The following is a 23,593-nucleotide window of genomic DNA, read 5'->3' on the forward strand; positions in this document are numbered from 1 at the left end:
CGGCGAAGCCGCATTTCCCCTCCCCCTCCAATGCCGAATCTGCGGTGGCCGAGCTTGCCGAGGCCCATTTTTATTTTTATCTGAAAGCCAAAAAAATGTATGACTCTTTAAATAAATGATTGGCTGTTTTTTTTAGAGAGGGCTATCCAATTGAAGCATGAATGTCTGCTCAAATTAATTCAAACCCCGATCTATGGACTATTGTCTGCCAACTATCGACTCCTTCTACTTATCAAAAACCTTATAATATACCTCACTCCATTTCAATTCATTCTGAAGATTTCTGATAGTTGTTTGACCATCAATATTGACTGATTCTATTCCTGCAATGTTGGCAAAGTCATTTAGAATTGTCGTAGATAGGTTTTGGCTGAAGCAGGTATGGTGTGAACCTCCGGCCAAAATCCAGGCTCCGCACCCGGTTTTCATATCAGGCAAAGGCTTCCACATAACCCTTGCGACCGGTAATTTGGGCAAATCATGAGGAGCATCCACAGCCTCCACTTCATTGACAATCATCCTGAATCTATTTCCCATATCCACGAGGGAGGCATTGAGCCCTCTTCCGGCTTTTACATTGAAAACAAGCCTGACAGGATCTTCTTTGCCTCCGATTCCCAATGGATGCACCTCGCAGGAAGGTTTGCCTGAAGCGAGACATTCATCCACCTCAAGCATATGTGAACCCAATACAAGGGTATTTTCAGGATAAAAATGATAGGTGTAATCCTCCATAAAGGCATTCCCGCCTTCCAAGCCCGTACCCATTACTTTCATTGCCCTGACTAGAGCGGCTGTTTTCCAATCCCCCTCACCGGCATAACCAAAACCTTTGTTCATCAGTCTTTGGACAGCGATTCCCGGAAGTTGGCGCATGCCATGCAGGTCTTCAAATGTGTTGGAAAAAGCTTTGAATCCGCCTTCTGTTAAAAAACTCTCCAATCCGATTTCTATCCTCGCAGCTTCGACCAAAGAGTCTCTTTTTGCACCACCGTTTTTTAGATTTTCTGCCAAAGCATAAGTACGCTCATATTCTTTGATCAGGTTGTTGATTTCTGAATCGGTCACAGCATTGATTTTTTGGACCAAATCTCCTACAGGAAAGGTATTGACAGCAAATCCAAATCGCATTTCAGCCTCGACTTTATCACCTTCTGTGACGGCTACATTGCGCATGTTGTCTCCAAACCTTGCGATTTTCATGCCCTGCCAGTCATGCCATCCGCTAGCTGCGCGGCACCAACCGTCGATTTCCAGATGCACTTCTTTGTCTTTCCAAAATCCCACCACCACTTTTCTGTTGATCCGCATACGGCTTGTCAAAAAACCAAATTCCCGATCTCCATGGGCACTTTGGTTGAGGTTCATAAAATCCATATCGATGGAATTCCAAGGAATATCCCGATTGAATTGGGTATGCAGATGGAGTAGGGGTTTATTTAGGATTTTGAGACCATTGATCCACATTTTGGCAGGAGAAAAAGTGTGCATCCAGGTAATGATTCCGATGCAATTCAATGCTTGGTTAGCATCCTGACAGATTTTAAATATTTCTTCAGTGGTTTTAACGATGGGTTTGAAAAGGATTTTGACAGAAATGTCATTGGTCTGGTTGAGATATTCAGCAATAACTTGCTCATGTTCAGCTACTTTTGCCAAAGTTTCCTCTCCATAAAGGTGTTGGCTTCCTGTGATAAACCAAACTTCGTTTTGGGGGATTTTTTTCATGTTAGTGTCCTTTTTGAAAAAGAATAGGTTATGTTAAGTGTATTTTTTTGCCAAGCTTGGTTAAATCAGCCTTTGAATCGAAAACCCAAGATCCGGGCAAGTGGGATTGCTATTTTTCCTGAAGATAAAAGTAAATTAATTAAGTGTAATAATTACACCTAATGAAAACAATTTAATTATAATAGAGACCAGAATTATTCCCTTGCAGCGGTGATTTCATGAAGCGGGATGATTTTTTGGATTGTCAAAACAGTTTCTTTGTATTGTTTGACATCCAAAGAATAGTAAAATGCACCTTTTTTTGAGCTCAGTTTGTCTTTGTCTTTTTCTTTCTTCAAAAGATTGGTGGAAAGTAACTTTCTGGTGAAATTTCTTTTGTCAAATTTTGTATTGTAAAGACCCTCATACATGGTCTGTAATTGTGGCAAAGTGAATTTTTCAGGAAGCAATTCAAAGAGAATGGGTTGGAAAGCAGCTTTATACCGTAATTTATCCAATGCGATTTCTACCATTTCCTGATGGTCAAAAATAAGTTTTGGAAGCTCCTTCATTGGAAACCATCTCGCATGAAAATCATCATTGATTTGTTGTTGGTATTTTTTAATGTCAATCAATGCCACATAAGTCACCGCAATTACCCTTTCAATTGGATCTCTGTTTGGCTTGCTGAATGACTTCATTTCTTCAAGATAAATATCCTGAAGTCCGGTGAGTTGTTTCAAGATCCTGGAAGCTGCTTCATCGAGCGATTCCTCAGGCTGAACAAAACCCCCCATCAAAGACCATTTTTCTTTTTCAGGTGCAAAGCCACGTTGGATCAAAAGCAATTTGTATTCGGTTCCATCAAATCCAAAAACAATGCAATCGACTGCTACAAGGAACCGGGTTTGGTTTGAGTATTTCATTAATTATTAAAATCTATCCCTGATTATTTTAGCAAAAGATATGTAAAATCTTAGATTAAATTCCAATGTGTGATTTTGCAGGCAAAGTTTTATGTTGTTCAAATCAACGGGATTCATTTGATGGTTCTTGTTTGATTATTAGTGTAAAAAATACAATTAATTTTTGTCGATTAAGGTTTAATTTCTAATATTAGATGGTATATCACAGTGGAAGTAATTAAATGAATCTCTTTCTTTCAAAGTGAAATCCAAAAAATGATTTACATCTTCACCTGCAATAATTGAATCAAAACAACAAAATTAAAATCATATGAAAACAAATTGCTTGAAAGGATTTACAGTGGTGGCATTCATCCTGATTTCGTTCCTTTCCAACGCCCAGACTAGCAGACTGATCGTGAATGCCGATCAGGGAAGTGCCATTATCAACAAACATATATATGGTCATTTTGCCGAGCACCTTGGAAGAAATATCTATGGGGGAATCTGGGTAGGGCCGGATTCCAAAATCCCCAATGAGGAAGGTTACCGATTGGATGTCATGAAAGCTATCCAAAAGCTGGAGATTCCCAACCTGCGTTGGCCGGGAGGTTGCTTTGCAGATGAATACCATTGGACAGACGGTATCGGCAATCCAAAAGACCGTCCTACGATGATCAACACCCATTGGGGTGGCGTGGTAGAAGACAATTCCTTTGGAACACATGAATTCATGAATTTTGCCAAAAAAATCGGTGCAGAACCTTATATCACGGGTAATGTTGGGAGTGGTTCGGTCGATGAGATGTCCAAATGGATCGAATATATCAATTTTGACGGGGTCAGTCCGATGTCAAACCTGAGAAAGAAAAACGGCCAGGACGAACCTTGGGATATCAAATATTGGGGTGTTGGAAATGAAAACTGGGGCTGCGGTGGCAATATGACAGCCGAATATTATGCCAATGAATACAGAAGATATGCAACCTATGCGAGGGATTATGGGGCAAATAAACTATATAAAATCGCAGGTGGAGCTAACAGTAATGATTATAACTGGACTGAAGTATTGATGAAAAACATTCCCCTCAATATGATGGATGGGCTTTCGGTACATTATTATACCATGACTGGTTCTTGGACTGACAAGAAATCGGCTACTATTTTTGACAAAGAAACTTACTTGGAGACTTTGAGGAAAGCTGCGGGTATTGAGGAATTGATAAAGCGCCATGGTGCTATCATGGACCAATATGATCCTGAAAAAAGAATAGGAATGATCGTTGATGAATGGGGAACTTGGTATCAAGTCGAACCTGGAACCAACCCTGGATTCCTTTACCAACAAAATACCATGCGAGATGCACACGTGGCGGCTATTTCACTGAATATTTTCAATAAACATGCTGACCGTGTCCATATGGCTAATTTGGCCCAAACGGTCAACGTGCTGCAGGCCATCATCCTTACCAATGATACAGACATGATCCTTACCCCGACATACCATGTTTTTGATCTGTATAAGCCTCATAAAGATGCCACTTTGCTTTCCCACCATCTTGTGACGGAAGTTGTGTCTTATGGCAAAGAAAAACTGGAAGCTTTGAATGTATCTACTTCCAAATCTCCCGACGGAACGGTAAATATCAGCATTGCAAATATTCATCCTGACAAGAAAATTGACCTTGATGTGGTGTTGAGAGGGATTTCAGCCAAGACTGTAACAGCGGAATATGTGACGGCTCCGTCCATCGATTCTTACAATACTTTTGAAAAAAAGGAGGTAGTCAAAAAAGCAGCTTTCAAAGATTTCAAATTGGATAAAGACAACCTGAAAATTGCTGTTCCCGCCAATTCAGTCTTGATGGTAAGGGTGAAGTAATGTTTTGTAATAAGAATTAATTTGGTTTGGGGAAAAACTGATATAAATACCATGGAGGATAATTATGTAATCGGGTTGGATTATGGGACAGATTCTGTCAGGGCGGTTTTGGTGAATACCAAAAACGGTGACTGCGTGGCAAGCCACGTTGTTTTATACCCAAGATGGAAAGCCGGTAAGTACTGCAATCCGGTAGAAAACCAATTCAGGCAACATCCATTGGATCATTTGGAGGGATTGGAAGCGAGCGTCAAAAGGGTGATGGAAAAATCCAAAATCCCAGCTTCACAAGTCAAAGCCATTTGTGTGGATACCACAGGTTCTTCCCCTTTGCCTGTGGATGATAAAGGACAATCCCTGGCCATGAATCCTACATTTGCAGAAAACCCAAATGCCATGATGGTACTATGGAAGGACCATACGGCCATCAAGGAAGCCGATGAAATCAACCATATTGCCCGAACTTGGGGAGGGGAGGATTACACCAAATACGAAGGCGGAATTTACTCTTCAGAGTGGTTTTGGTCTAAAATATTACATGTCGTAAGAGAGGACCAAAAGGTGGCTGATGCGGCGTTTTCCTGGATGGAGCATTGTGATTATATCACTGCACAATTGATTGGAAATGAAGATCCTTTGACTCTAAAGCGAAGCAGGTGTGCGGCAGGACATAAAGCACTCTGGCATGAAACCTGGGGTGGATTGCCGCCCAAAGAGTTTTTAGGATTGTTCCATCCTAATTTAGCTTCATTAAGAGATCGTCTATATTCCGAAACCTTTACTTCTGACAATCAGGCAGGAAACCTTAGCCGAAATTGGGCAGAAAGGTTGGGTTTGACCATAGACACAGTCGTAGCTGTGGGAACATTTGATGCCCATGCAGGCGCTGTCGGTGGTGAGATATCAGAAAATACCCTGATCAAAGTAATGGGAACCTCCACTTGTGACATCATGATTACTTCTAAAGAGAATCTTGGAAACAACCTGATACAGGGAATCTGTGGGCAAGTGGATGGATCGGTTATCCCTGGCATGATCGGTTTGGAAGCCGGTCAATCAGGTTTTGGGGATGTATTGGCATGGTTTAGGGATTTGATTACCAAACCAAGTATCGATTTGATCCAAAAAAGTATTCATTTGGATGAAAGCCAAAAAGCAAAACTGATTGAAGAAGTCGAAGAAAATCTCATAACCCAACTTTCTGAAGAGGCGCTTAAAATTCCCGTGAATGAATCTAAAATAGTTGCACTTGATTGGATCAATGGGCGAAGGACTCCTGACGCCAATCAAGCTTTGAAAGGAGCGATTATGGGTTTGAATATGGGTTCGGATGCAGCGAGGGTTTTCAAATCCTTGGTGGAAGCCATCAGCTTTGGTTCCAAAAAGATTGTCGACAGGTTTGAGGAAGAAGGGGTAAAAATCGAGACAGTAATCGGAATGGGAGGTGTGGCCAAAAAGTCCAAACTTGTCATGCAGACATTGGCAGATGTGCTTAATATGCCCATAAAGGTGGCCACATCAGACCAAGCACCGGCTTTAGGTGCAGCCATATATGCAGCAGTTGCAGCAGGAATCCATTCAGATACACAAGCAGCAATCAAGGCCATGAGCAATGGATTTGATGAAGTTTACCATCCCATTCCCAAAAATGTAAACCATTATAAAAAGCTTTATAAGGAATATGGGGGGTTTGGGGAGTTTGTCGAGGGAAATAAGTGAAGGCTGAAGGATGAAGGAAAAAGGATGAAGGTTTAGGTAAACTTAAAGTAAAAAGGTTTGATCCTATCCATTATGGTATTCCCGGATTTGTTGTTATTTTCAAAAAACGGTATTATTTCAATATCATAACTTCCTTTTTAACATCAATCTCGAAGTGAAATGCAAAATGACCTGAAAGAAAGAACAAAAAAGTTTGCGATCTCAATTATTGATTTGGTAGAAAAGCTTCCCAATACTATTTCTGGCAGAGCTATTGGAAACCAACTTGTAAGAAGTGGTACTTCGGTGGCTGCTAATTACAGGGCTGCAAGTAGAGCAAGAAGTGATAGAGAGTTTATTTCAAAAATTGGAGTGGTGGTTGAAGAGTCAGACGAAAGTGGATTTTGGTTAGAATTGATAGGAGAAAAAAAATGGATGGAAGTATCAAATCTTATCAAAGAATCCAATGAATTAACTGCAATATTTGTTTCTATTGTAATGAAAGTAAAAAGCAGAGAATCAAAAAAATAGAAGTTCCAATAACCGTTTAATTGTTTCTTAAAATCTATTCTTCCTTTCCCTCTACCCTCTACCCTCATCCTTCATCCCTCATCCCTCTACCTTCATCCTTTATCCGTCAAAACCAATGTCAAAATTCCAAGCCCTCAAACAAGAATGCTTTGCTGCGAATATGCAACTGCCAAAGTTGGATTTGGTGGTCTATACTTTTGGGAATGTCAGTGCTGTGGACAGGGAAAAAGGTGTTTTTGCCATCAAACCAAGCGGAGTTCCCTATGAAGAACTGAAAGTGGAGGATATTGTGATTGTGGACTTTGACAATAACGTCATTGAAGGAAAGATGCGGCCTTCCTCTGATACCAAGACACATGCATTTCTTTACAAACATTGGGAAAATATTGGAGGAATCTGTCACACTCATTCGACCTATGCAGTTGCTTGGGCACAGGCGCAGATGGATATCCCGATTTTTGGGACGACACATGCAGATCATCTTACAGCGGATATTCCGTGTGCACCTCCAATGTCAAACAGCTTGATTCAGGGAGATTATGAGCACAATACCGGTCAGCAGATTTTGGATTGCTTTGCTTCCAAAGGGTTAAGACCCGATGAAGTCGAAATGGTGCTGATTGGAAATCATGGACCATTTGCTTGGGGAAAAAATGCCGCTAAAGCAGTTTACAACAGCAAAGTGATGGAAGAAATCGCCAGAATGGCTTATCTGACCTTACAGATCAATCCCAATGCCCCAAGGCTTAAAGATGCCCTGATCAAAAAACATTTTGAGCGGAAGCATGGAAAAGATGCTTACTACGGTCAGGGTTGCTGATTCTCCAATTATTCTGAAAGTGATAAGAGCGTGTTTTTTAAAAAATCGGTAATTTTATACGAAGCAGCATTAAATGTCCGTTTCCTTTTCGCCTTCTTTTTTAACCTTCAATGCCCTTTTGGTAACTTTCAAATCTCTGAAATAACCGATCGTACCAATATCAACATAAAGGCCTACAAATCCCTTCTTGGTTTTGCCCAACATTTTATCCACGATAAAGGAGGAATACTTCAAGTCATTGATATACATTTCGGCAGATTCACCATTTACTTCTATTCTCATGGTGATCCACTCATTGAGGGCCACAGGGGCCGAACCTTCATACCTGAAAGGGGCAATCTTCCGCAAAGTGTCAAATTTAAAGTCGGGATACGAGAAGTACTGTACGGTATGGTTTCTCCGAAGTTGGTTATCGGACCTTCCTACTTTTGGCCTTACATAAATACTCTCAAATCCCGAATCATCTTCCTGAATCCTGAAATAAAGACCGATAAATCCTGCAATGCCTGAGTAAGGGGCAGGATTTTGTAATTGGCTGTACATTTTGACTTCAATGGTTCCGTTTTCAAAGTCACCCAACCCTACAAGCCGGGCATAATGCGGTTCATCCACCGTGGCCTCTATCCGTGTCGAATCAAAAGGGAGGGCATTTAAGTCCCGTTCGATTTTTAAGACTTTTTTTCCTTGAAATTTCACCACCCCGCCGGTGACATTGTGAAGTTCAAACTCCTGGTTTTTGAGTTTCAGATTTTGGGCATTGCCACCAAAGGCGATCAATACCAAAAGTATAATTATAAGGAATTTATTCATTTCCATAATGTTTTTTGAGGATGTGGAAGATTCTACAAAAGTCAACATAATCAACGGCCTATACCCTTAAACTAGGTTAAGAAATCAGCCCTTGGATTGGAGGTTCTTCCGGATTTTGCTCAAAAATTCAGGGGTAATCCCGAGATAGGAGGCAATTTGAGTATTGGGAATCCTGTTAAAAAGATGGGGATATTGTTCCAAAAAACTCAAATACCTTTCCTCAGCCGTAGAACTGAACAGCTGTCCGATCCGCTCTTGCTGCTGCATAAAATGGTTTTCCAACAACACCCTAAAAATCCTGTCAAACTTTGGAGCCTTGATATACAGGTCAAGCAAATCCCGGTGTGTGATGCGAAGTACTAGGGTATCTTCCAAAGCTTCAATATTCAAAGTTGAAGGGATTCTTTTATGGAAACTTGTGAGGTCAAGAATCCAATAATTCTCCGTTGCAAACTGAAAAACGTGGTAATCCCCTTTTTCATCAACTTTAAAAAGCCTGAGACATCCTTTAACCACAAAATCAAAATGGTCACATATTTTACCCTGCTGCAGCGCAAACTGCTTTTTGGCAAAAGTGAGGGGATGGAATTTAGCTTCAACCAATTCTTTCTCCTCCCGCTTTAAAGGAATGAGTTTTCCGAAATAATCAAGCAGAGGTTGACATGAAGTTAAATTTGCGTTATTGCTCATTTTCAAGATTTTCCGGGAAGTCTTAGCTTCAAATATAAACAGGATCAGGGTAACTGTTGGTTTTTTTTGCATCCTGATATCGGGGTAATGGACTTCTGCTCAGGAAATGATTTACGAAAAAGATTTTAAGCTTTGGTTATTTAAAAAAGACCCCAAATACTAGTTGCCGGTTCCCAAACCATTAATTCCTTTTCTCTGTTTGTTCTTTATGGATTGGATTACCTTTGGGAAAACATCAGAAAATGCGTGAAATCATCGTTATCGGAGCCGGATTGAGTGGGCTTACTGTTGCTTATAACCTTCGGAAACGTGGGGTTTTTTGTAAGGTATTAGAAGCACAGGATAGGATTGGGGGAAGGATTCAAACCGTATTCGGGAAGGCAGGCACTCCCATGGAAATGGGGGCGACTTGGTTTGGAGATGTCCATGTACATCTTTTGAAACTGCTTCAGGAATTGGAAATCCGCTATTTCAAGCAAAAGGAAGAAGGCATTGCCTTGTTTGAGACCATGTCTTTTGAACCGCCGCATCGGTATTACATCCCACCTTCTGAGTCTTCTTCTTACCGGGTTCAGGGTGGGACTTCTTCTCTGATCTCCGCTTTGTCAAAGTTTGTAAGGGAGGAAAACATCAAGCTCAAGACGCAGATTCTTGAAATAAGCCAAGAAAATGACCAGCTCAGGTTGCGGGACCAAAACGGCAGTGAATACCTTTGTCATCATCTTGTGGTGGCGATGCCCCCGAAAATCTTTGCCCACAGCATCAAGGTCCGTCCTGAATTGCCCAAGGAAGCATCCGAAATCCTTCAAAATGTGCAGACATGGATGAGTGGCTCGGTAAAATTTGCAGTGGAATATGCCGTTCCCTTTTGGAGGGCAAAGGGATTTTCAGGCAATGTTTACAGCCAATCTGGATTGGCGACCGAAATGTATGACCACACTGATTTTGAGGAGTCAAAATTTGCGCTAAAAGGATTCCTGAACGGCAGCGCATCCCATTTTAGTTTGGAAGAGAGAAAGACAAGAGTAATCCAACAACTTGTACATTACTACGGATCGGAAGCAGCAGAATTCCTGAGCTACACCGATAAAATCTGGGATGACAAATACATCAAGTCTCCCCAAGATGGATTTTTGCTTCCCCATCAGAACAACGGCCATCCGATTTTCAATGGATCTTTTATGGAAGGAAAGCTCTTTTTGTGCGGAGCGGAAGCCGCCAAAAACTACGGAGGCTATATGGACGGTGCGGTTAGGGCAGCCAATTTGACCTCAGAAAAATTATTCAGCCAAGTCTTATGATTTGGCTGTGGCTCAATGGTCTCAGCCGCCGTTGACTCTCATTTTTTCATTGTCAAACCTGTAAACAACGCCGTTGTCCAATTCTATTTCCAAGTCAAAAATAAGTTCGATATTCTCTGAAGGTGGGCTGATAAATTTGAGGTAAAGCCGCTCATTCTTAAGAAATCTGTGCCTGTTGTTGATAAAATCGGTCAGGTTGTATTCCTGCTGAAAATTCTGGGTAAGGACAAACTTTTCATTGATCACGTCGCCTTCCTGCAAGGTTTCATTTTCGTTGACGACAAGATTTTTTTTGTTGATGATCCGAATAGTCCTCAGAGTTTCTATGGAAAAAGATTCAGGAGGACTGCAGGCATACGCTGTATTCATAAAGAAAGAACCTTTCTCTTGGGTTTTGATTTCGCTGACAGGTTTCAATCCAGACACCCAAAATGCCTTGTAAAGTGTCTGATGGAAATAATACCTATTTGGGTCGAATGCAAAATTTCTATCTGCCCTAAATAAAGTCTCCACAGAAAAGGTTGTAATGGAAAAATCTTCTGCTTCAAAAACGGGATTGCAACCACACGGACCATTGCACTGTTCGACACAAGAGACCGGAATAAGTCCCATAAAAACGACAATCAGGAAACCGGCTGCAAGTTTTTTATTCATGGTTATGTATTCAGGGCTTTTTATAAAAATACCTTATTCCAACCTTGAAACAAGGAAAACCCCAACAAGTTTGCAGTTTGGTTTTTTATTTTGAATTTTTCCAAAAAACAAAAGTCAATCAATAAGTAACCTCTACTACTTTGCGGTCTTTGTTCATTTTCCAAAACTTTTCGGCGAGAATGGCAGGGGAGTGGGTTTTGCTTTCAGGATTGATCCAGCCTGATACAGTAAGGGTTCCGACATAGATACCTTTGGCTTTCAGACAATCACTGAGCATATAAGCAAGGCTTTGAATCCCTGCTTTTCCCAAAGAAATCGAGGCTATGCTGGCATTGGGATAATTGGCAGAACCACCGCCTGTAAGCAGTACAGAACCTTTGCTTTCCAATAAGTCATCCATGAGGGCTTTGACCGCTTCAAGGACATTTCCGACACTGATCCTAAATCCTGTTGTCAAAGAATCGGCAGTTTCCTCCATCAGAGGGATCATCCGCGCATCGACAGCGTTATAGTGAAGGATTCCAAAAACAGGAAGCTTGACCTTGAGTTTTTCGATGGCTTCGATCATCTGTTCTGTATCAGAAAGGTCTGCTTTTTCATAATTGGAAACGATTCCCATTTTGTCAAGATGCAGCTGAAACCCCGCCAATTTATCGGCGCTACGACTGATCATTCCTACTTGGTACCCTTCTTTTCCAAATTTTTCGGCGATGGCGAGGCTCAATCCTTGACCCATTCCGATAATTAGTATTGATTTTTGCATAGAGATAGATATTTTGTGTATAAAGTTGTTTTTAGATTGTTTGGGAAAAGATTTAAAGTTTCTGATTCATTTCAAAATAATATACTGAAAAATTCTTCCCTGACTTAAAAATTAATATCATTCAATGTGTAATCCCGCCAATAAAACTCACATCAGTGAGTTTATGGTCCAAAGTATAATTTACCTGTTTGTCTGTAGTCGGTTGCGATCTATTGACAGTTATCGGTGATAAACAAAACTTGGAATGAATATACAGGTATCATTGCGTATAATCATATCAATCGACATTCAAAAAGATTAAAAACCAGTTTTTGGAGCAAATTGACCGCCTAATTTATCCTGAAATTTCCCTGTATAATACCGGCATAAATTCATTATCAAAAAAACAATGGTGAAAATCTCATATTCCTAAAGATACCAAATTTGTTTTTTGTATTTGTCTTCAAATTTTCCTTTTTGAGTCCTTATATTGACATTTTATATCTTAGCCATAAACCACATGGAATTAATTACAATTAAAGAAAGACCTGAGTATGCCTTGAATGAAAGGCAAAACAAAAAAAGCAATTGTTTTTCTAGCCTTATCAGTGAATTGAGAAAAAGGCGGCTTTCTGAAAAGGAGGTAGAAACGATCAACAACGAAATCAAAAATATCAATGCCTCTACCGGTACTGAAAAAGATTTCATGAAAACAATGGCCAAATCCCAAGCCACTATTTTAAAGGTGATTGAAAAGGAATCCAAGCTTGTAGTGAAAAACCACTACAGGAACCTGTGGTTGGTATTGGGGATGTCAGCATTTGGGATTCCTATCGGAGTTGCTTTTGGCATCTCCATAGGAAATTTGGGTTTATTGGGATTAGGGTTTCCTATTGGAATGGGAATAGGCGTAGCGGTTGGAACCTCTTTGGACAATAAAGCAGCCAAAGAAGGACGCCAACTTGATGTCGACCTTGCTGCTTAATCTTATAAAAAAACGAAATGATTTTCCCAAAATAAGCGCCATGAAAGCAGCTGTCTATTACGAATATGGTAACCCGGATGTCATCAAGGTGGAAGACTTGCCCAAGCCTGTTCCCGCCGACGATGAAATCCTGATACGGGTTCTCGCGACGACCGTGAACAGGACGGATTGTGCCAGACTCCGCGCTGTTCCTTTCATCATGCGTTTTTTTACAGGTTTGACCAGGCCAAGTAACCCGATATTAGGTACAGATTTCGCGGGAGTAGTGGAAGAAGTTGGGCGTTCGGTGACGGCATTCAGAATCGGGGATCAGGTTTTTGGGCTCAATGATCAGGGCATGGGTTCTCAGGCTGAATATATGGTTTGTGGAAATTTCAAATTCATCAGCCACATGCCAAAAAGCGCAAGTTTCCGGCAGGCTGCTGCAAGTGCAGAGGGTGCCCATTATGCCATCAATTTTATCAATAAAGTCAAATTGGGAAAGGATCAGCGGGCTTTTGTCCATGGTGCAAGCGGCGCCATTGGGTCGGCTATGGTGCAACTCCTAAAATACCATGGGCTTCATGTCACTGCTACCTGCAGTCACAAAAATCTGGGTTTGGTGGCTTCATTGGGTGTGGATCACATCATCGATTATGAAAAAGAAGACTTCAGAGCCATAGGGGAGACATTTGATTATGTATTTGATGCCGTGGGAAAAAGTACTTTTGGAGAATGTAAAGTTTTGCTCAAACCGACCGGAACCTACATTTCTTCAGAACTTGGACCAAAAAACCAAAACCCTCTTCTCGCCCTTGTTACCCCTTTGACAGGAGGAAAGCAGGTCAAATTCCCTTTTCCTTATGATATCAAAGAAAGCCTTTCATTGATAAAGAAGATGATGGAGGAAGGTAAATTTGAGCCTCTTATCGACAGGGAATATTCATTGGCAGACATAGCCAAAGCCTATGCCTATGTCGAAACAGGTCAGAAAACCGGAAATGTCATCATCAACCTTTTGTTGAAATAGCCGTTTTTTCATTCACTTCACTATTCCCTTTTTAGAAATGAAAGCGATTGTTTACTCCAAGTATGGGTCACCGGATGTCCTTCAACAGATGGAAGTTCCCAAACCAATTCCCAAAGACAATGAAGTCCTGGTAAAAGTCCATGCCACCACTCTCAATAGGACTGATTGTGGATTTAGGAGGCCGGATTATTTTATAATCCGCCTGTTCAATGGCTTTTTTGAACCTAAAGTAAAAATCCTCGGATCAGAATTTGCCGGAACAGTGGAAACTGTCGGTTCAAAGGTCAGCACCTTCAAAGTCAGTGATGAGGTCTTTGGGTTAAGTACAGGCAAATTCGGTGCACATGCGGAATATATCTGTGTTTCGGAATCAGGTTCTATTGCCATCAAACCCGACAATTTTTCTTTGGAGGAGGCCGCGGCAGTCTGTGATGGATTGATGCTTGCCAATGGATACCTCAAAGACCTCGATTATTCCAAACCTCAGAAAATCCTTATATACGGGGCCTCAGGATCAATAGGGACAGCTGGAGTGCAGTATGCGAAATACCTTGGGGCAAAGGTAACCGCTGTCTGTAATACCAAAAACGTGGAGCTTGTCCGGTCTTTGGGAGCGGATGAAGTCATTGACTACACCAACAATGATTTTACCCTCGCAGGCAATGATTTTGATTATGTATTTGATGCGGTAGGAAAAAGCTCCTTTTTCAAATGCCGGAAACTCCTCAAACCCAAAGGAGTATATGTTTCCACTGAATTTGGATTCCTCGCCCAAAATCTATTCCTGACCTTGTTGACTCCGATTTTTGGAGGAAAAAGAGTCAAATTCCCAATTGCTACAGACAAAAAGGGAGACATCCTGTTTTTTAAAAAACTCATCGAATCGGGAAAATACCGGGCAGTAATCGACCGACGCTATCCCTTATCTGAGATTATTGAGGCTACCAAATACGTCGAAACCGGCGAAAAGACCGGTAATGTGGTGATAAATGTGGGGTGACCAAGGTGGGCGGGTATTTTGTCTGGCCTGCGTACCATTTAAACAGGCTTTTCAGCATCTCTTTTTTTTCTTATCTTTAATTATTCACTTTCTATTCATTTACCATGAAAAAGGCCACTTTAATTATTCTTGGACTAGCTGCAGCATTCTGTTTTGGTTTTTTGGTGAAAACACCTAGGGCTGCTGACCCTGCTGTTTCTGGATCCAATACAAAAATGGAAACCATGAAATTGGGTGCATTTTCAGTCAGTCTGAATGTGAAAGACCTTCAGGCTTCCAAAGCTTTTTATGAGAATCTTGGGTTTAAGCAGTTTGGAGGGTCAATGGAACAAAACTACCTGATTATGAAAAATGAGAGTACACTGATCGGGTTGTTTCAGGGGATGTTTGAGGGAAATATCCTCACTTTCAATCCAGGTTGGGACGAAAATGCAGCTGAACTGGATTCTTTTGAAGATATCAGGTCTATCCAAAAGCAATTGAAATCTAAAAGCATCCCTTTGTTAAGCGAAGCTGATGAATCTTCTTCAGGACCTGCCAGTCTGATGCTCAGGGATCCGGATGGGAACCTGATTTTATTGGACCAACACCGGTGAAAGGCAACAACAAAGGGTAATCCACTCTTTTTCACTTTTTAAAATATTCCAACATTTTATTCAATTAGTCTTCTATGTCCGTGGGATTGCCCTAGCGTTCTCTCTGTCCTTTTTATGTAGGATTTGAAGGTGATTTTTATCTTTTTCAACCATTGTCCTATTATGTTTAAGTCGAAAGAAAAGGCAGTAAAAACCTATTAATGACAGGGTTTGATCGACTATCCATGAAATCTGTAAATTATGACAATTTGGATAAGTAATCTATAATGGTTGAGGAAAATTATCCTGCAAAATTGCGATGTAAATAAAAATAAAAATGAAAAAGATCAACGTAACACTATTGGCAGTCATGACTTTCGCTTTTTTCTCCATTGGTTCTGTCCAAGCAATAGGCAATAACAAAGGAGAAGCAAAGCCTAAAATGCCTGAGTCGGAAATGAAAATTCTCGTTGATAGACTTGAAGAAATAAAAAGCATGGATCGGTCTATGATGGACAGGTCAGAAAAAAAAGAACTGAGGACTGAGGTGCGGGAAATCAATGAAGAAATAAAAAGAGATGGGGGCGGGGTTTATCTCTCGGTGTTCGCACTTCTATTGGTCATTGTGCTTTTGATTCTTTTGTTATGATCTAAGGAATTACAATACAATTGACCTATATCGGATTACCCAATTCGAACAAACAATACTCCAACACAACCTGGCATTACATTAAATTTTCATTTCACTCCAAAACAATCAAAACAATGGGAAATCTTCTTTACGTCATCGCAGTGATTTTAGTAATCATATGGGCGGTGGGCTTTCTAGGCTACAATAGTGGTGGCATCATTCATATCTTATTGGTAATCGCCATCGTGGTGGTTTTGCTCAGGGTAATCCAAGGCGGAAGGGCCGTTTGATCCCCAACAGCAAAAACTTAAAAGTGAAATTTTCTGCTTTTCTCTTTGAAAAATGGGATTAGGCTTGAAAACTTCACTTTTGTAAAACAGAAATCTAAATCAACTGCACTATGCAAACCAAAAAAAACACCAAACCTGAATATTATAAAGTGACAGGTGATTGGGGCAGGCAATCTTCCCTTCTGCAAGAACAATATCCGGAACTGACAGACGACGACCTGGAATTTGAAGAAGGAAGAGAAGATGAACTTATCAGAAGGCTAGAGATCAGGCTGAACAAAAATCACGATGAGGTGGTGAAAATTATCACAAAAGGCCAATTGCAGTCTGTCTGATTTCCTGGCAATCTTTACACTTAACTGTAAAAACCGATTTAATAAAATGCATGGGAACCAAACTCCCGTGCATTTTTTTTTGACTTTAAAATTTGAAACCAAAAACAAGAGAAAACCTTGAAGTAGAGATAATGTGAATGGATTGCATTGGACACAATAGGGTCCTTAATTATTTTAAAAAAATTCATTTTTTTTTGTATTTTTCTTTTAACAAACAAAATCTCTCCAAGTTGAAGGTATACATCAAATACATGGTCAGCCTCCGCTGCAAAATGATTGTCCAGCAGGAATTGGAAAAGTTAGGCATCCCTTTTTTGAGCATAGACCTTGGCTTGGTTGAAACAAAAGATCCCATCACAGAACAGCAGCATGATGACCTTAAATCCAACCTGGAGCAGGTAGGGCTAGAGCTTTTGGATGACAAGAGAAGTATCCTCATCGATAAGATCAAAAATGTGATCATCGAAATGATCCATTACAATGAAGAAGTGCCAAGGGTCAATTACTCTGTTTTTATCAGTGAGAAACTTGGCTACGATTACACTTACCTGTCTAATATTTTTTCTGAAGTCAAAGGCATCACCATCCAGCAGTTTATCATTATCCATAAAATCGAAAGGGTAAAAGAACTGCTGCTCTACGACGAACTCAACCTGACAGAGATATCCTATAGGCTGAATTACAGCAGTGTCTCACACCTCTCAAACCAATTTAAAAAAGTCACCGGGCTGACTCCTTCGTTTTTTAAGCAGATTAGAATATTCCGCAAATAAAGTCTCAAAATGTATGATTTATATAAGATTAAAGGGGGATTCTATAAATTGAAATCACACTTTTTGTTGGAGATTTGTATCAACAAGAACACCAAAATATGTTGATGAAGGAGGCAAGTAGTAACATTGAACTTTCCAAAGGAACTGAACATATTGTTACTGAAGTCATTGCCTATCTGGCAGATTCGGTGGTCAGCAAAAAAATACTGAGTAAAGTAACAGGAAGTATCACCGCTTCCGCTATGGATGTGGGTACAAAAATTGAAGAAAAAAATTCCCATTTTGACAACTATATCCAGATCATTGACGGCAGTGCCGAACTCACTATAGACGTCAAAAAGTATAACTTGACCAAAGGTCAGGGAATTATAATCCCGGCCAATTCAAGTTATATTTTCAACGCCAACAAGCAGTTTAAAATGCTGTCGACCATTATCAAAAGTGGTTATGAGGATTGACTTTTTAATTAGTACTAAATGATTTTTAGGATTATCTATTTGTATGTCGGATTTAGCTTTGACAAGTCTTTATTTATTGAAAATAAAACATGTCAAGCCACTATTTTTCCTCCGGTTGAAATTTGTTTGGGTGAATTAAATGATACCGATTCTGACAAATAAATAGATAATCTCATTTTCTTTCTTTGTTTAACTTCTGAAAGGATGTTTGAAAATCAGGAAAATAAGTAAAATATATAAGTTTTTTGAGGAAGTTTATAAAATAAGAACCACACCTCACCATATCTTTACATCATAAAATGACAATTAGTAGGGCTTATAAATGGCAAGAATCGGCAGGTAAAACCTGCCTTTCTTTTTTTTAGACTTCTTGGTTCTGAGCATTCTTATTTTCCACACGACTGTTATCAAAACCTGACTTTTCAAAATTTATGATTGTTTGAAAGCAGATTCAAAATATCGCTCTCGCTTGAAGTTTTCAAGTATCATTGGATAAGGAAATCAGAAAAAAAGTTTTATGATTATCCGCTTTCATATCAGTAGCCAAATATCATTTTTCTCCACCTCGGCAAGCTCGGTGAACGGATATCGTGAGATCAGAGGGGGGTGGTAGAAATGCGGCAAAGCCGCATTTCTACCACCCCCTTCAATATCAATAAATTACGGTGGTCGATCCCGATAATTATCGTGGACGAGACCATTCTGTAAGTAATCCTATACTGGTAAGAAGGCGGATATACATAAAAAGTTTAAAGCCCCATTGACAATAAGTGCTCATTTGCCCATAAGTGATATCTATAATTTTAAAGTATTAAACTATAATTGAACAGACTTAACCCGCCGTATCTTTGAAATTGTAATATGACAATTACTAGGGCTTTTTAAAAGGTAAGAAATGGCAGGATGCACCTGTCATTCTTTTTTTAACTGATTTTGAAAAAATACTCCCAAGTTCTGAGTGTGATTTCTGTAATCTTTAAGTTGTATTCTGTAATTCCAAATCCAACACGTGCCATACCTTTGTGACAGTAAATAACAATTTACTAGGGCTTATAAATGGCAAGAATCGGCAGGTAAAACCTGCCTTTCTTTTTTCTACTGATTTTTGAAAGTCATCAAAATGCCCTAACTGATGCGGATATGTAATATCTACAAGCTTTAAGTTATATTCTATAATTTTTAAAAATCACATACGCATACCTTTGATTAATAAACCAACAAAATATTTAACAACAAGATTATGAGAAGAATTACATCAATTACCGCATTGATTATGGTGTCAGGATTGCTTGCTTTTGGTTGCCAGGATTACCCTGAGGGACCATCTGTGAGCTTGGTCCCAAAAGCAGATAGGGTAGGCAACGATTGGAAAGTGGGAGAGGCTTTGGACAATGGTACCAATGTGACAGCCGACTATTCCAGATACGAACTTGATCTAACTCCAGGCGGTACCGCCACCCTCACCGCACAATATACATTGTTAGGAATGGCTTATGATTTTGTGACTGATGGCACTTGGGTATTTGTCAGCGATGAGAAGAAAATCTCTTTTGATTTTGCCAATGACCAAGCAGATGGAGTGTACGAAATCCTAAAGTTAGAAACCAATGACATGTGGTTGAAAGAAGATGGCGGAACACTCGAATTGCATTTTGTCCAAAGATAAAATTCAAAATCCGATAGTTTCTATTTCAATTTCTAACCATCAAAACGTAAATAAGCTATGAAAATTTCAAAGTCAAATCCTACAGGATTGATTGTCAGCAGTGTACTGATGGTGATCGGCGCGGGTGCTATCATTGGTTTTTTTACCAAAAAAAGCAACCAAAAGAAAGCCTCACAGGCAAGTAAGTTCTTCATGAAAAAGTTGAAGGAAGAAGGTAAATCCCTCAAGAACAAAGCAAAGGACAGGCTTGAATCTTCCAGGAAGGTTTTGGATAATGTTTCTAATGTTTAAGCCAACTGGCGAAACCTGGGAATGTCCTTATTCACTATTGACGAAATAACAAAAAAATGAAAATTATACCTGTATTAAGCAAAGTTCTGATGGGTTCAGCCCTTGTTCTTTCTCTCAGCTATTGTACCAAGCCAATTGAGGAGAAACTCGATGATGCGGAAACAAAAGTTCAGGAAGAGCAATCTGATGTAATGGAGGCCAAAGAAGATCTTCAGGAGGTTGCCGTTGACTCGGTCAATCAAGTAGAAGATTTCCTTTTGGTTTCCAAACAAAGGCTGGAAGCAAATGCCAATAACCTTGCGGAAATCAAGAGGGAGTTAAAGTCCGACAGGGCTGTTCTGACGCCTATCCTTGAGCAGGAATTGTCGGTTTTGGATAAAAGAAACAAGGAACTCTTAACGATTGCAAATGATACATCGGCAATCAGAAGTGATACTTGGGAAAATGTCAAAATCGAATTAAACAAAGAAATGGATGCCTTGGAGACTGCTATTGCAGACTTTAGGGATAAAGGGAAGAAAAAACCCTGATCCAAAAATTTTTATTGGGACTAAAAATGGGAAAGAATGTCAGGTTTTACCTGGCATTTCTTTTTTTGTTAAAACCGGAGACCATTACCTTCTATCCTCCCCATATCTTGAAAAAAGCTAAAGGTGCCGGAACAGAGATTTTTTATTGGATAAAATAGTTTTCCATCCACCCTTCAGATTTCCCAAAAACCTGATTTATACAACTTAAACAGTCAATTGTATAAGAGAAACCCTTACCATACAGGAGACCTTTGGTTGGGGTAAACTCAAGATTTTGAGATTCCTTTCGGTATCTCATCGGCTAATTGAAGTCCAAAGGGATTTAGGAAAGTTCTTTAAATCATCTTCAGTTCTGAGTTGATTTCAATATCTCAGAATCCGATAAAACCATACGATCAAAGCCCAGTTTTGACCAACAGTCAAAGAACTTCCATAGCGATGAGATCTGATGCCAATCAGGAAAAGTCAAAGAAAACAAAGAATTATTATGCCATTGAATACTACATCAGTTCAACAACTTCCTGACCAGCCTACAGAGCAAGAACAATATCTGCACCTGATTAACTTAATGCCTGAAAAAGTCACCAAAGCTGATGCTGACGGAAAGGTATTTTACTTTAACCAAAGTTGGGTTGATTTTACGGGAGTAAGTAAGGATGATCTGGTGCGGGAAGGATGGTCCAAGTGGATTCATCCTGAGGATGAGGAAGAAACTGAAAAATCCTGGTTAGATGCCGTCAGGTCCGGAAACAAATTTGAAATGGAAGTTCGTGTCCTTGACCAAATGGGGGAGTACTATTGGCACATGAGCAGGGCAAGACCTATTGCGGATAAAGATGGTAAAATTATCCAATGGATTGGCATCACCACCATAATACAAGACCAGATAGAGGAAAAGGAGCAATTGGAGAGAGTTGTCAAGCGCAGGACCAAAATGCTTGACAAAACCATCAAGGAATTGAAATCAATCAACCTTGAATTGACCGACACCAAAGAGAAACTGGAGTCCGATTATGCAAGGAGTCTGATAGAAGCGAGTCTTGATCCATTGATCACCATCAGCACTGAAGGAAAAATAACAGACATGAATGAGGCGTTGACTACCATCACAGGAAAAAGTAGGGAGTTTTTGTACAATACTGATTTTGAAAATTATTTTACAGAACCCAAAAAAGCCCGTCAGATTTACCAAGAGGTTTTTAAAAAAGGCTTCATCAAGAATTTCCCCCTCGTCCTTATAGACGGAGAATTGGTGGATGTCCTATTCAACGGTGCTACTTACAAAGATCCCGCAGGCAAAGTCCTTGGTGCTGTAGTAGTGGCTAGGGTGGTCACCGAGCAAAAAAGGATTCAAAATGAATTGCTCATAGCGAAAGAGACGGCAGAGTCAGAAAGAAAATCCGCAGAAGCTGCGAAAGTAAAAGCAGAAGAAGCGGTCAAATCCAAGGAGCAATTCCTCTCTAACATGAGCCATGAAATCCGGACGCCTTTGAATGCCATCATCGGATTTACGGACTTGATGCTTAAATCAGACCTTTCTGAAAAGCAGGATAAATATATGTCTGCCATCAAAACAAGTGGAAATACCCTGCTGCTTTTGATCAATGATATTCTTGACCTTGCCAAAGTCAATGCAGGTCAAATGAAATTTGATAAATCTCCTTTCAACCTAGCCAAAACGATGAGAGATGTTTCTCTTCTCTTTGAAGAAAAGATCCAGGGAAAAGGCCTCCGTTTTGAATTGATTTTTGACCCAAAAATACCCGAAATTTTACTCGGAGACTCCCTAAGGCTTATCCAGATTATTGTAAACCTGATGGGCAATGCGATCAAATTTACAGAGAAAGGAAAAATCATACTGTCCTTAAAATCAATAAAGCAGAACAATGCTTCAGTCTGTATTGAAATAGCAGTCAAAGACACAGGTATAGGCATATCAGAAGACAGGGTTAAAAATATTTTTGAAAGTTTTCAGCAGGCTACCAGTGACATCATCAAACTTTATGGAGGCTCCGGCCTTGGGCTAACCATTGCCAAACAGCTCGTAGAAGGTCAGGGAGGAAGTATAAAAGTGACAAGCAAACTTGGAAAGGGATCCACTTTTTCATTTAGACTTACATTTCCAAAAACCGACCTTGCTATCCAAAAAGAGGAACATTTGCAGGAAATTGATTTGGATACAAAAAAAATCAGGGTGTTGGTAGCCGAAGATGTTATTTTGAACCAGCTATTGATCAGGACGCTGCTAGAGGGATTCGGATTTGAATGGGAAATTGCAGGCAATGGGAAAATCGCCGTTGAAAAACTTGAAGCCCAACCATTTGATATCATCTTGATGGACCTGCAGATGCCCGTGATGGATGGATATGAAGCGACAAAGCATATCCGATCTGTCATGAATTCAACCATTCCGATAATCGCACTGACAGCAGATGTCACCACGATGGACAGGGGAAAATGTGCGGTTTTAGGGATGGACGATTACCTCGCCAAACCTTTTGACGAAAAGGACTTGTTCAATAAAATCAGAAAACTGACTGACCCAAGTCCAAAAAGGGAACAACTGACGGGTAGGAAAAGCCGGATTTTCAGATTGAATGAAAAGAATGGCCGTCTGACCCATTTTGAATATCTGGAAAGAATCACTTCTTCTGACCATGACCTGATGCGGGAAGTGATCATGATGTATTTGGACGAAACTCCAAAATACCTCGATGCGATCATTCATAATTTAAAAATCAAAGACTGGAAGGGAGTCTACCAGAGTGCACATAAAATCATTCCTTCATTTTCTATTGTGGGTATTGATCCGGAGTACACGGCAATCGCTTTGGATATCCAAAACTTCTCTGATATAGAATCCAAGCACTACCGAATACCCGCTTTGGTGCAGGAGCTGAAGGACTTGATATTTCGCATATCGGCAGAATTGACAGAGTCAATCAACACTTCCTTTGATACAGCAAATGATTCCTAAAATAAAACGGAATATTCTTGATGAAAGAGAAATTCGATTTTTAAAGACCAATGGTTAATCTCCCGGAAAGGTCAACCAATTTAAAGGCAACTGAAATAAGCAGATGGAAAAGGGATTTCCATTACATTTCCCTTCGTATTTGGATTGGGTTTTTCTTTTCAAGCCCCTTTTTGGTTAGTTGTTGTCCCAAGGATTCTTCAATGAAGCCAAAAAAAAAGCACTGCCATAAGCAGTGCCTCTTGTCCGTGAAGCCTAAAAGTACCTTTGAATAAGTTGATCAAAAGTAATTTAAATTTAAATCCATCCTCTTTTTTAACCATTATCAAATAGTGG

General features: G+C 40.0%; 24 protein-coding genes. 18 read left to right on the forward strand and 6 right to left on the reverse strand.

The features are described 5' to 3' along the window. Positions 1 to 225 precede the first annotated feature (225 nt). Complete coding sequence (gene araA / locus DQW11_RS00005; protein WP_113921960.1) at positions 226 to 1,728, reverse strand: L-arabinose isomerase; 1,503 nt, start codon at positions 1,726 to 1,728, stop codon at positions 226 to 228. 194 nt (positions 1,729 to 1,922) lie between these two features. Next, positions 1,923 to 2,633, reverse strand: a complete 711-nt coding sequence (locus DQW11_RS00010) for an NUDIX hydrolase (protein WP_113921961.1) — start codon at positions 2,631 to 2,633, stop codon at positions 1,923 to 1,925. 310 nt (positions 2,634 to 2,943) lie between these two features. On the opposite strand from DQW11_RS00010, the gene DQW11_RS00015 reads away from it, so the two are divergent. The 4 genes from DQW11_RS00015 to DQW11_RS00030 all read left to right on the forward strand — a co-directional run bounded on the left by DQW11_RS00015 (position 2,944) and on the right by DQW11_RS00030 (position 7,543). Then, positions 2,944 to 4,494 carry an alpha-N-arabinofuranosidase gene (locus tag DQW11_RS00015; RefSeq protein ID WP_113921962.1) on the forward strand — a complete coding sequence of 517 codons (1,551 nt, stop codon included), beginning with the start codon at positions 2,944 to 2,946 and terminating at the stop codon, positions 4,492 to 4,494. Between the two features lie 51 nt (positions 4,495 to 4,545). After that, a complete protein-coding gene (locus DQW11_RS00020; protein ID WP_113921963.1) occupies positions 4,546 to 6,213 on the forward strand; it encodes a ribulokinase in 1,668 nt (555 codons plus the stop codon). Between the two features lie 159 nt (positions 6,214 to 6,372). After that, complete coding sequence (locus DQW11_RS00025; protein WP_113921964.1) at positions 6,373 to 6,723, forward strand: four helix bundle protein; 351 nt, start codon at positions 6,373 to 6,375, stop codon at positions 6,721 to 6,723. Positions 6,724 to 6,838: 115 nt separating this feature from the next. Then, entirely contained in the window at positions 6,839 to 7,543 is a 705-nt protein-coding gene (locus tag DQW11_RS00030) for an L-ribulose-5-phosphate 4-epimerase (RefSeq protein WP_113921965.1), read from the forward strand. Positions 7,544 to 7,612: 69 nt separating this feature from the next. Here DQW11_RS00030 and DQW11_RS00035 read toward each other — a convergent pair whose 3' ends face one another. Next, positions 7,613 to 8,353: a family 16 glycoside hydrolase gene (locus DQW11_RS00035; RefSeq protein ID WP_198669811.1), complete on the reverse strand. Its 741-nt coding sequence runs from the start codon at positions 8,351 to 8,353 to the stop codon at positions 7,613 to 7,615. Positions 8,354 to 8,437: 84 nt separating this feature from the next. Then, positions 8,438 to 9,043 carry a Crp/Fnr family transcriptional regulator gene (locus DQW11_RS00040; protein ID WP_113923122.1) on the reverse strand — a complete coding sequence of 202 codons (606 nt, stop codon included), beginning with the start codon at positions 9,041 to 9,043 and terminating at the stop codon, positions 8,438 to 8,440. A 242-nt stretch (positions 9,044 to 9,285) separates the two neighbouring features. Here DQW11_RS00040 and DQW11_RS00045 point away from each other — a divergent pair, with 242 nt between their 5' ends. Continuing rightward, a complete protein-coding gene (locus tag DQW11_RS00045; RefSeq protein ID WP_113921966.1) occupies positions 9,286 to 10,344 on the forward strand; it encodes a flavin monoamine oxidase family protein in 1,059 nt (352 codons plus the stop codon). A gap of 21 nt (positions 10,345 to 10,365) precedes the next feature. Here the strand turns inward: DQW11_RS00045 and DQW11_RS00050 are convergent, their stop codons facing one another. Further along, a complete protein-coding gene (locus DQW11_RS00050; RefSeq protein ID WP_113921967.1) occupies positions 10,366 to 10,998 on the reverse strand; it encodes a hypothetical protein in 633 nt (210 codons plus the stop codon). Between the two features lie 118 nt (positions 10,999 to 11,116). After that, entirely contained in the window at positions 11,117 to 11,761 is a 645-nt protein-coding gene (locus DQW11_RS00055) for an SDR family NAD(P)-dependent oxidoreductase (protein WP_113921968.1), read from the reverse strand. A 499-nt stretch (positions 11,762 to 12,260) separates the two neighbouring features. Here DQW11_RS00055 and DQW11_RS00060 point away from each other — a divergent pair, with 499 nt between their 5' ends. The 13 genes from DQW11_RS00060 to DQW11_RS00120 all read left to right on the forward strand — a co-directional run bounded on the left by DQW11_RS00060 (position 12,261) and on the right by DQW11_RS00120 (position 23,260). Next, the gene (locus DQW11_RS00060) at positions 12,261 to 12,725 is read left to right on the forward strand and encodes a hypothetical protein (protein WP_198669812.1); all 465 of its coding nucleotides are present in this window, start codon (positions 12,261 to 12,263) and stop codon (positions 12,723 to 12,725) included. A 40-nt stretch (positions 12,726 to 12,765) separates the two neighbouring features. Continuing rightward, a complete protein-coding gene (locus DQW11_RS00065) occupies positions 12,766 to 13,734 on the forward strand; it encodes an NAD(P)-dependent alcohol dehydrogenase (RefSeq protein WP_113923124.1) in 969 nt (322 codons plus the stop codon). 37 nt (positions 13,735 to 13,771) lie between these two features. Next, positions 13,772 to 14,734: an NAD(P)-dependent alcohol dehydrogenase gene (locus DQW11_RS00070; protein WP_113921969.1), complete on the forward strand. Its 963-nt coding sequence runs from the start codon at positions 13,772 to 13,774 to the stop codon at positions 14,732 to 14,734. Between the two features lie 104 nt (positions 14,735 to 14,838). After that, entirely contained in the window at positions 14,839 to 15,330 is a 492-nt protein-coding gene (locus tag DQW11_RS00075) for a VOC family protein (RefSeq protein WP_317047861.1), read from the forward strand. A 316-nt stretch (positions 15,331 to 15,646) separates the two neighbouring features. Continuing rightward, positions 15,647 to 15,958 (forward strand): hypothetical protein, encoded by a 312-nt coding sequence (locus DQW11_RS00080; RefSeq protein WP_113921970.1) that lies wholly within the window; start codon positions 15,647 to 15,649, stop codon positions 15,956 to 15,958. 116 nt (positions 15,959 to 16,074) lie between these two features. Further along, positions 16,075 to 16,230, forward strand: a complete 156-nt coding sequence (locus DQW11_RS00085; protein ID WP_113923126.1) for a lmo0937 family membrane protein — start codon at positions 16,075 to 16,077, stop codon at positions 16,228 to 16,230. 110 nt (positions 16,231 to 16,340) lie between these two features. After that, entirely contained in the window at positions 16,341 to 16,565 is a 225-nt protein-coding gene (locus DQW11_RS00090; protein ID WP_232826635.1) for a CsbD family protein, read from the forward strand. A 230-nt stretch (positions 16,566 to 16,795) separates the two neighbouring features. Beyond that, on the forward strand, positions 16,796 to 17,338 hold the full coding sequence (locus DQW11_RS00095) for a helix-turn-helix domain-containing protein (protein WP_198669813.1): 543 nt from the start codon (positions 16,796 to 16,798) through the stop codon (positions 17,336 to 17,338). A gap of 104 nt (positions 17,339 to 17,442) precedes the next feature. Further along, entirely contained in the window at positions 17,443 to 17,796 is a 354-nt protein-coding gene (locus tag DQW11_RS00100) for a cupin domain-containing protein (protein WP_113923129.1), read from the forward strand. Between the two features lie 1,240 nt (positions 17,797 to 19,036). Beyond that, entirely contained in the window at positions 19,037 to 19,462 is a 426-nt protein-coding gene (locus DQW11_RS00105) for a hypothetical protein (RefSeq protein WP_113921971.1), read from the forward strand. Between the two features lie 57 nt (positions 19,463 to 19,519). Beyond that, complete coding sequence (locus tag DQW11_RS00110; protein ID WP_113921972.1) at positions 19,520 to 19,753, forward strand: hypothetical protein; 234 nt, start codon at positions 19,520 to 19,522, stop codon at positions 19,751 to 19,753. Between the two features lie 56 nt (positions 19,754 to 19,809). Next, positions 19,810 to 20,283, forward strand: a complete 474-nt coding sequence (locus DQW11_RS00115) for a hypothetical protein (protein WP_113921973.1) — start codon at positions 19,810 to 19,812, stop codon at positions 20,281 to 20,283. Positions 20,284 to 20,770: 487 nt separating this feature from the next. Beyond that, positions 20,771 to 23,260: a response regulator gene (locus tag DQW11_RS00120; RefSeq protein WP_198669814.1), complete on the forward strand. Its 2,490-nt coding sequence runs from the start codon at positions 20,771 to 20,773 to the stop codon at positions 23,258 to 23,260. Positions 23,261 to 23,593 lie beyond the last annotated feature (333 nt).

Source organism: Cognataquiflexum aquatile, assembly GCF_003316845.1.
Lineage (GTDB): Bacteria > Bacteroidota > Bacteroidia > Cytophagales > Cyclobacteriaceae > Cognataquiflexum > Cognataquiflexum aquatile.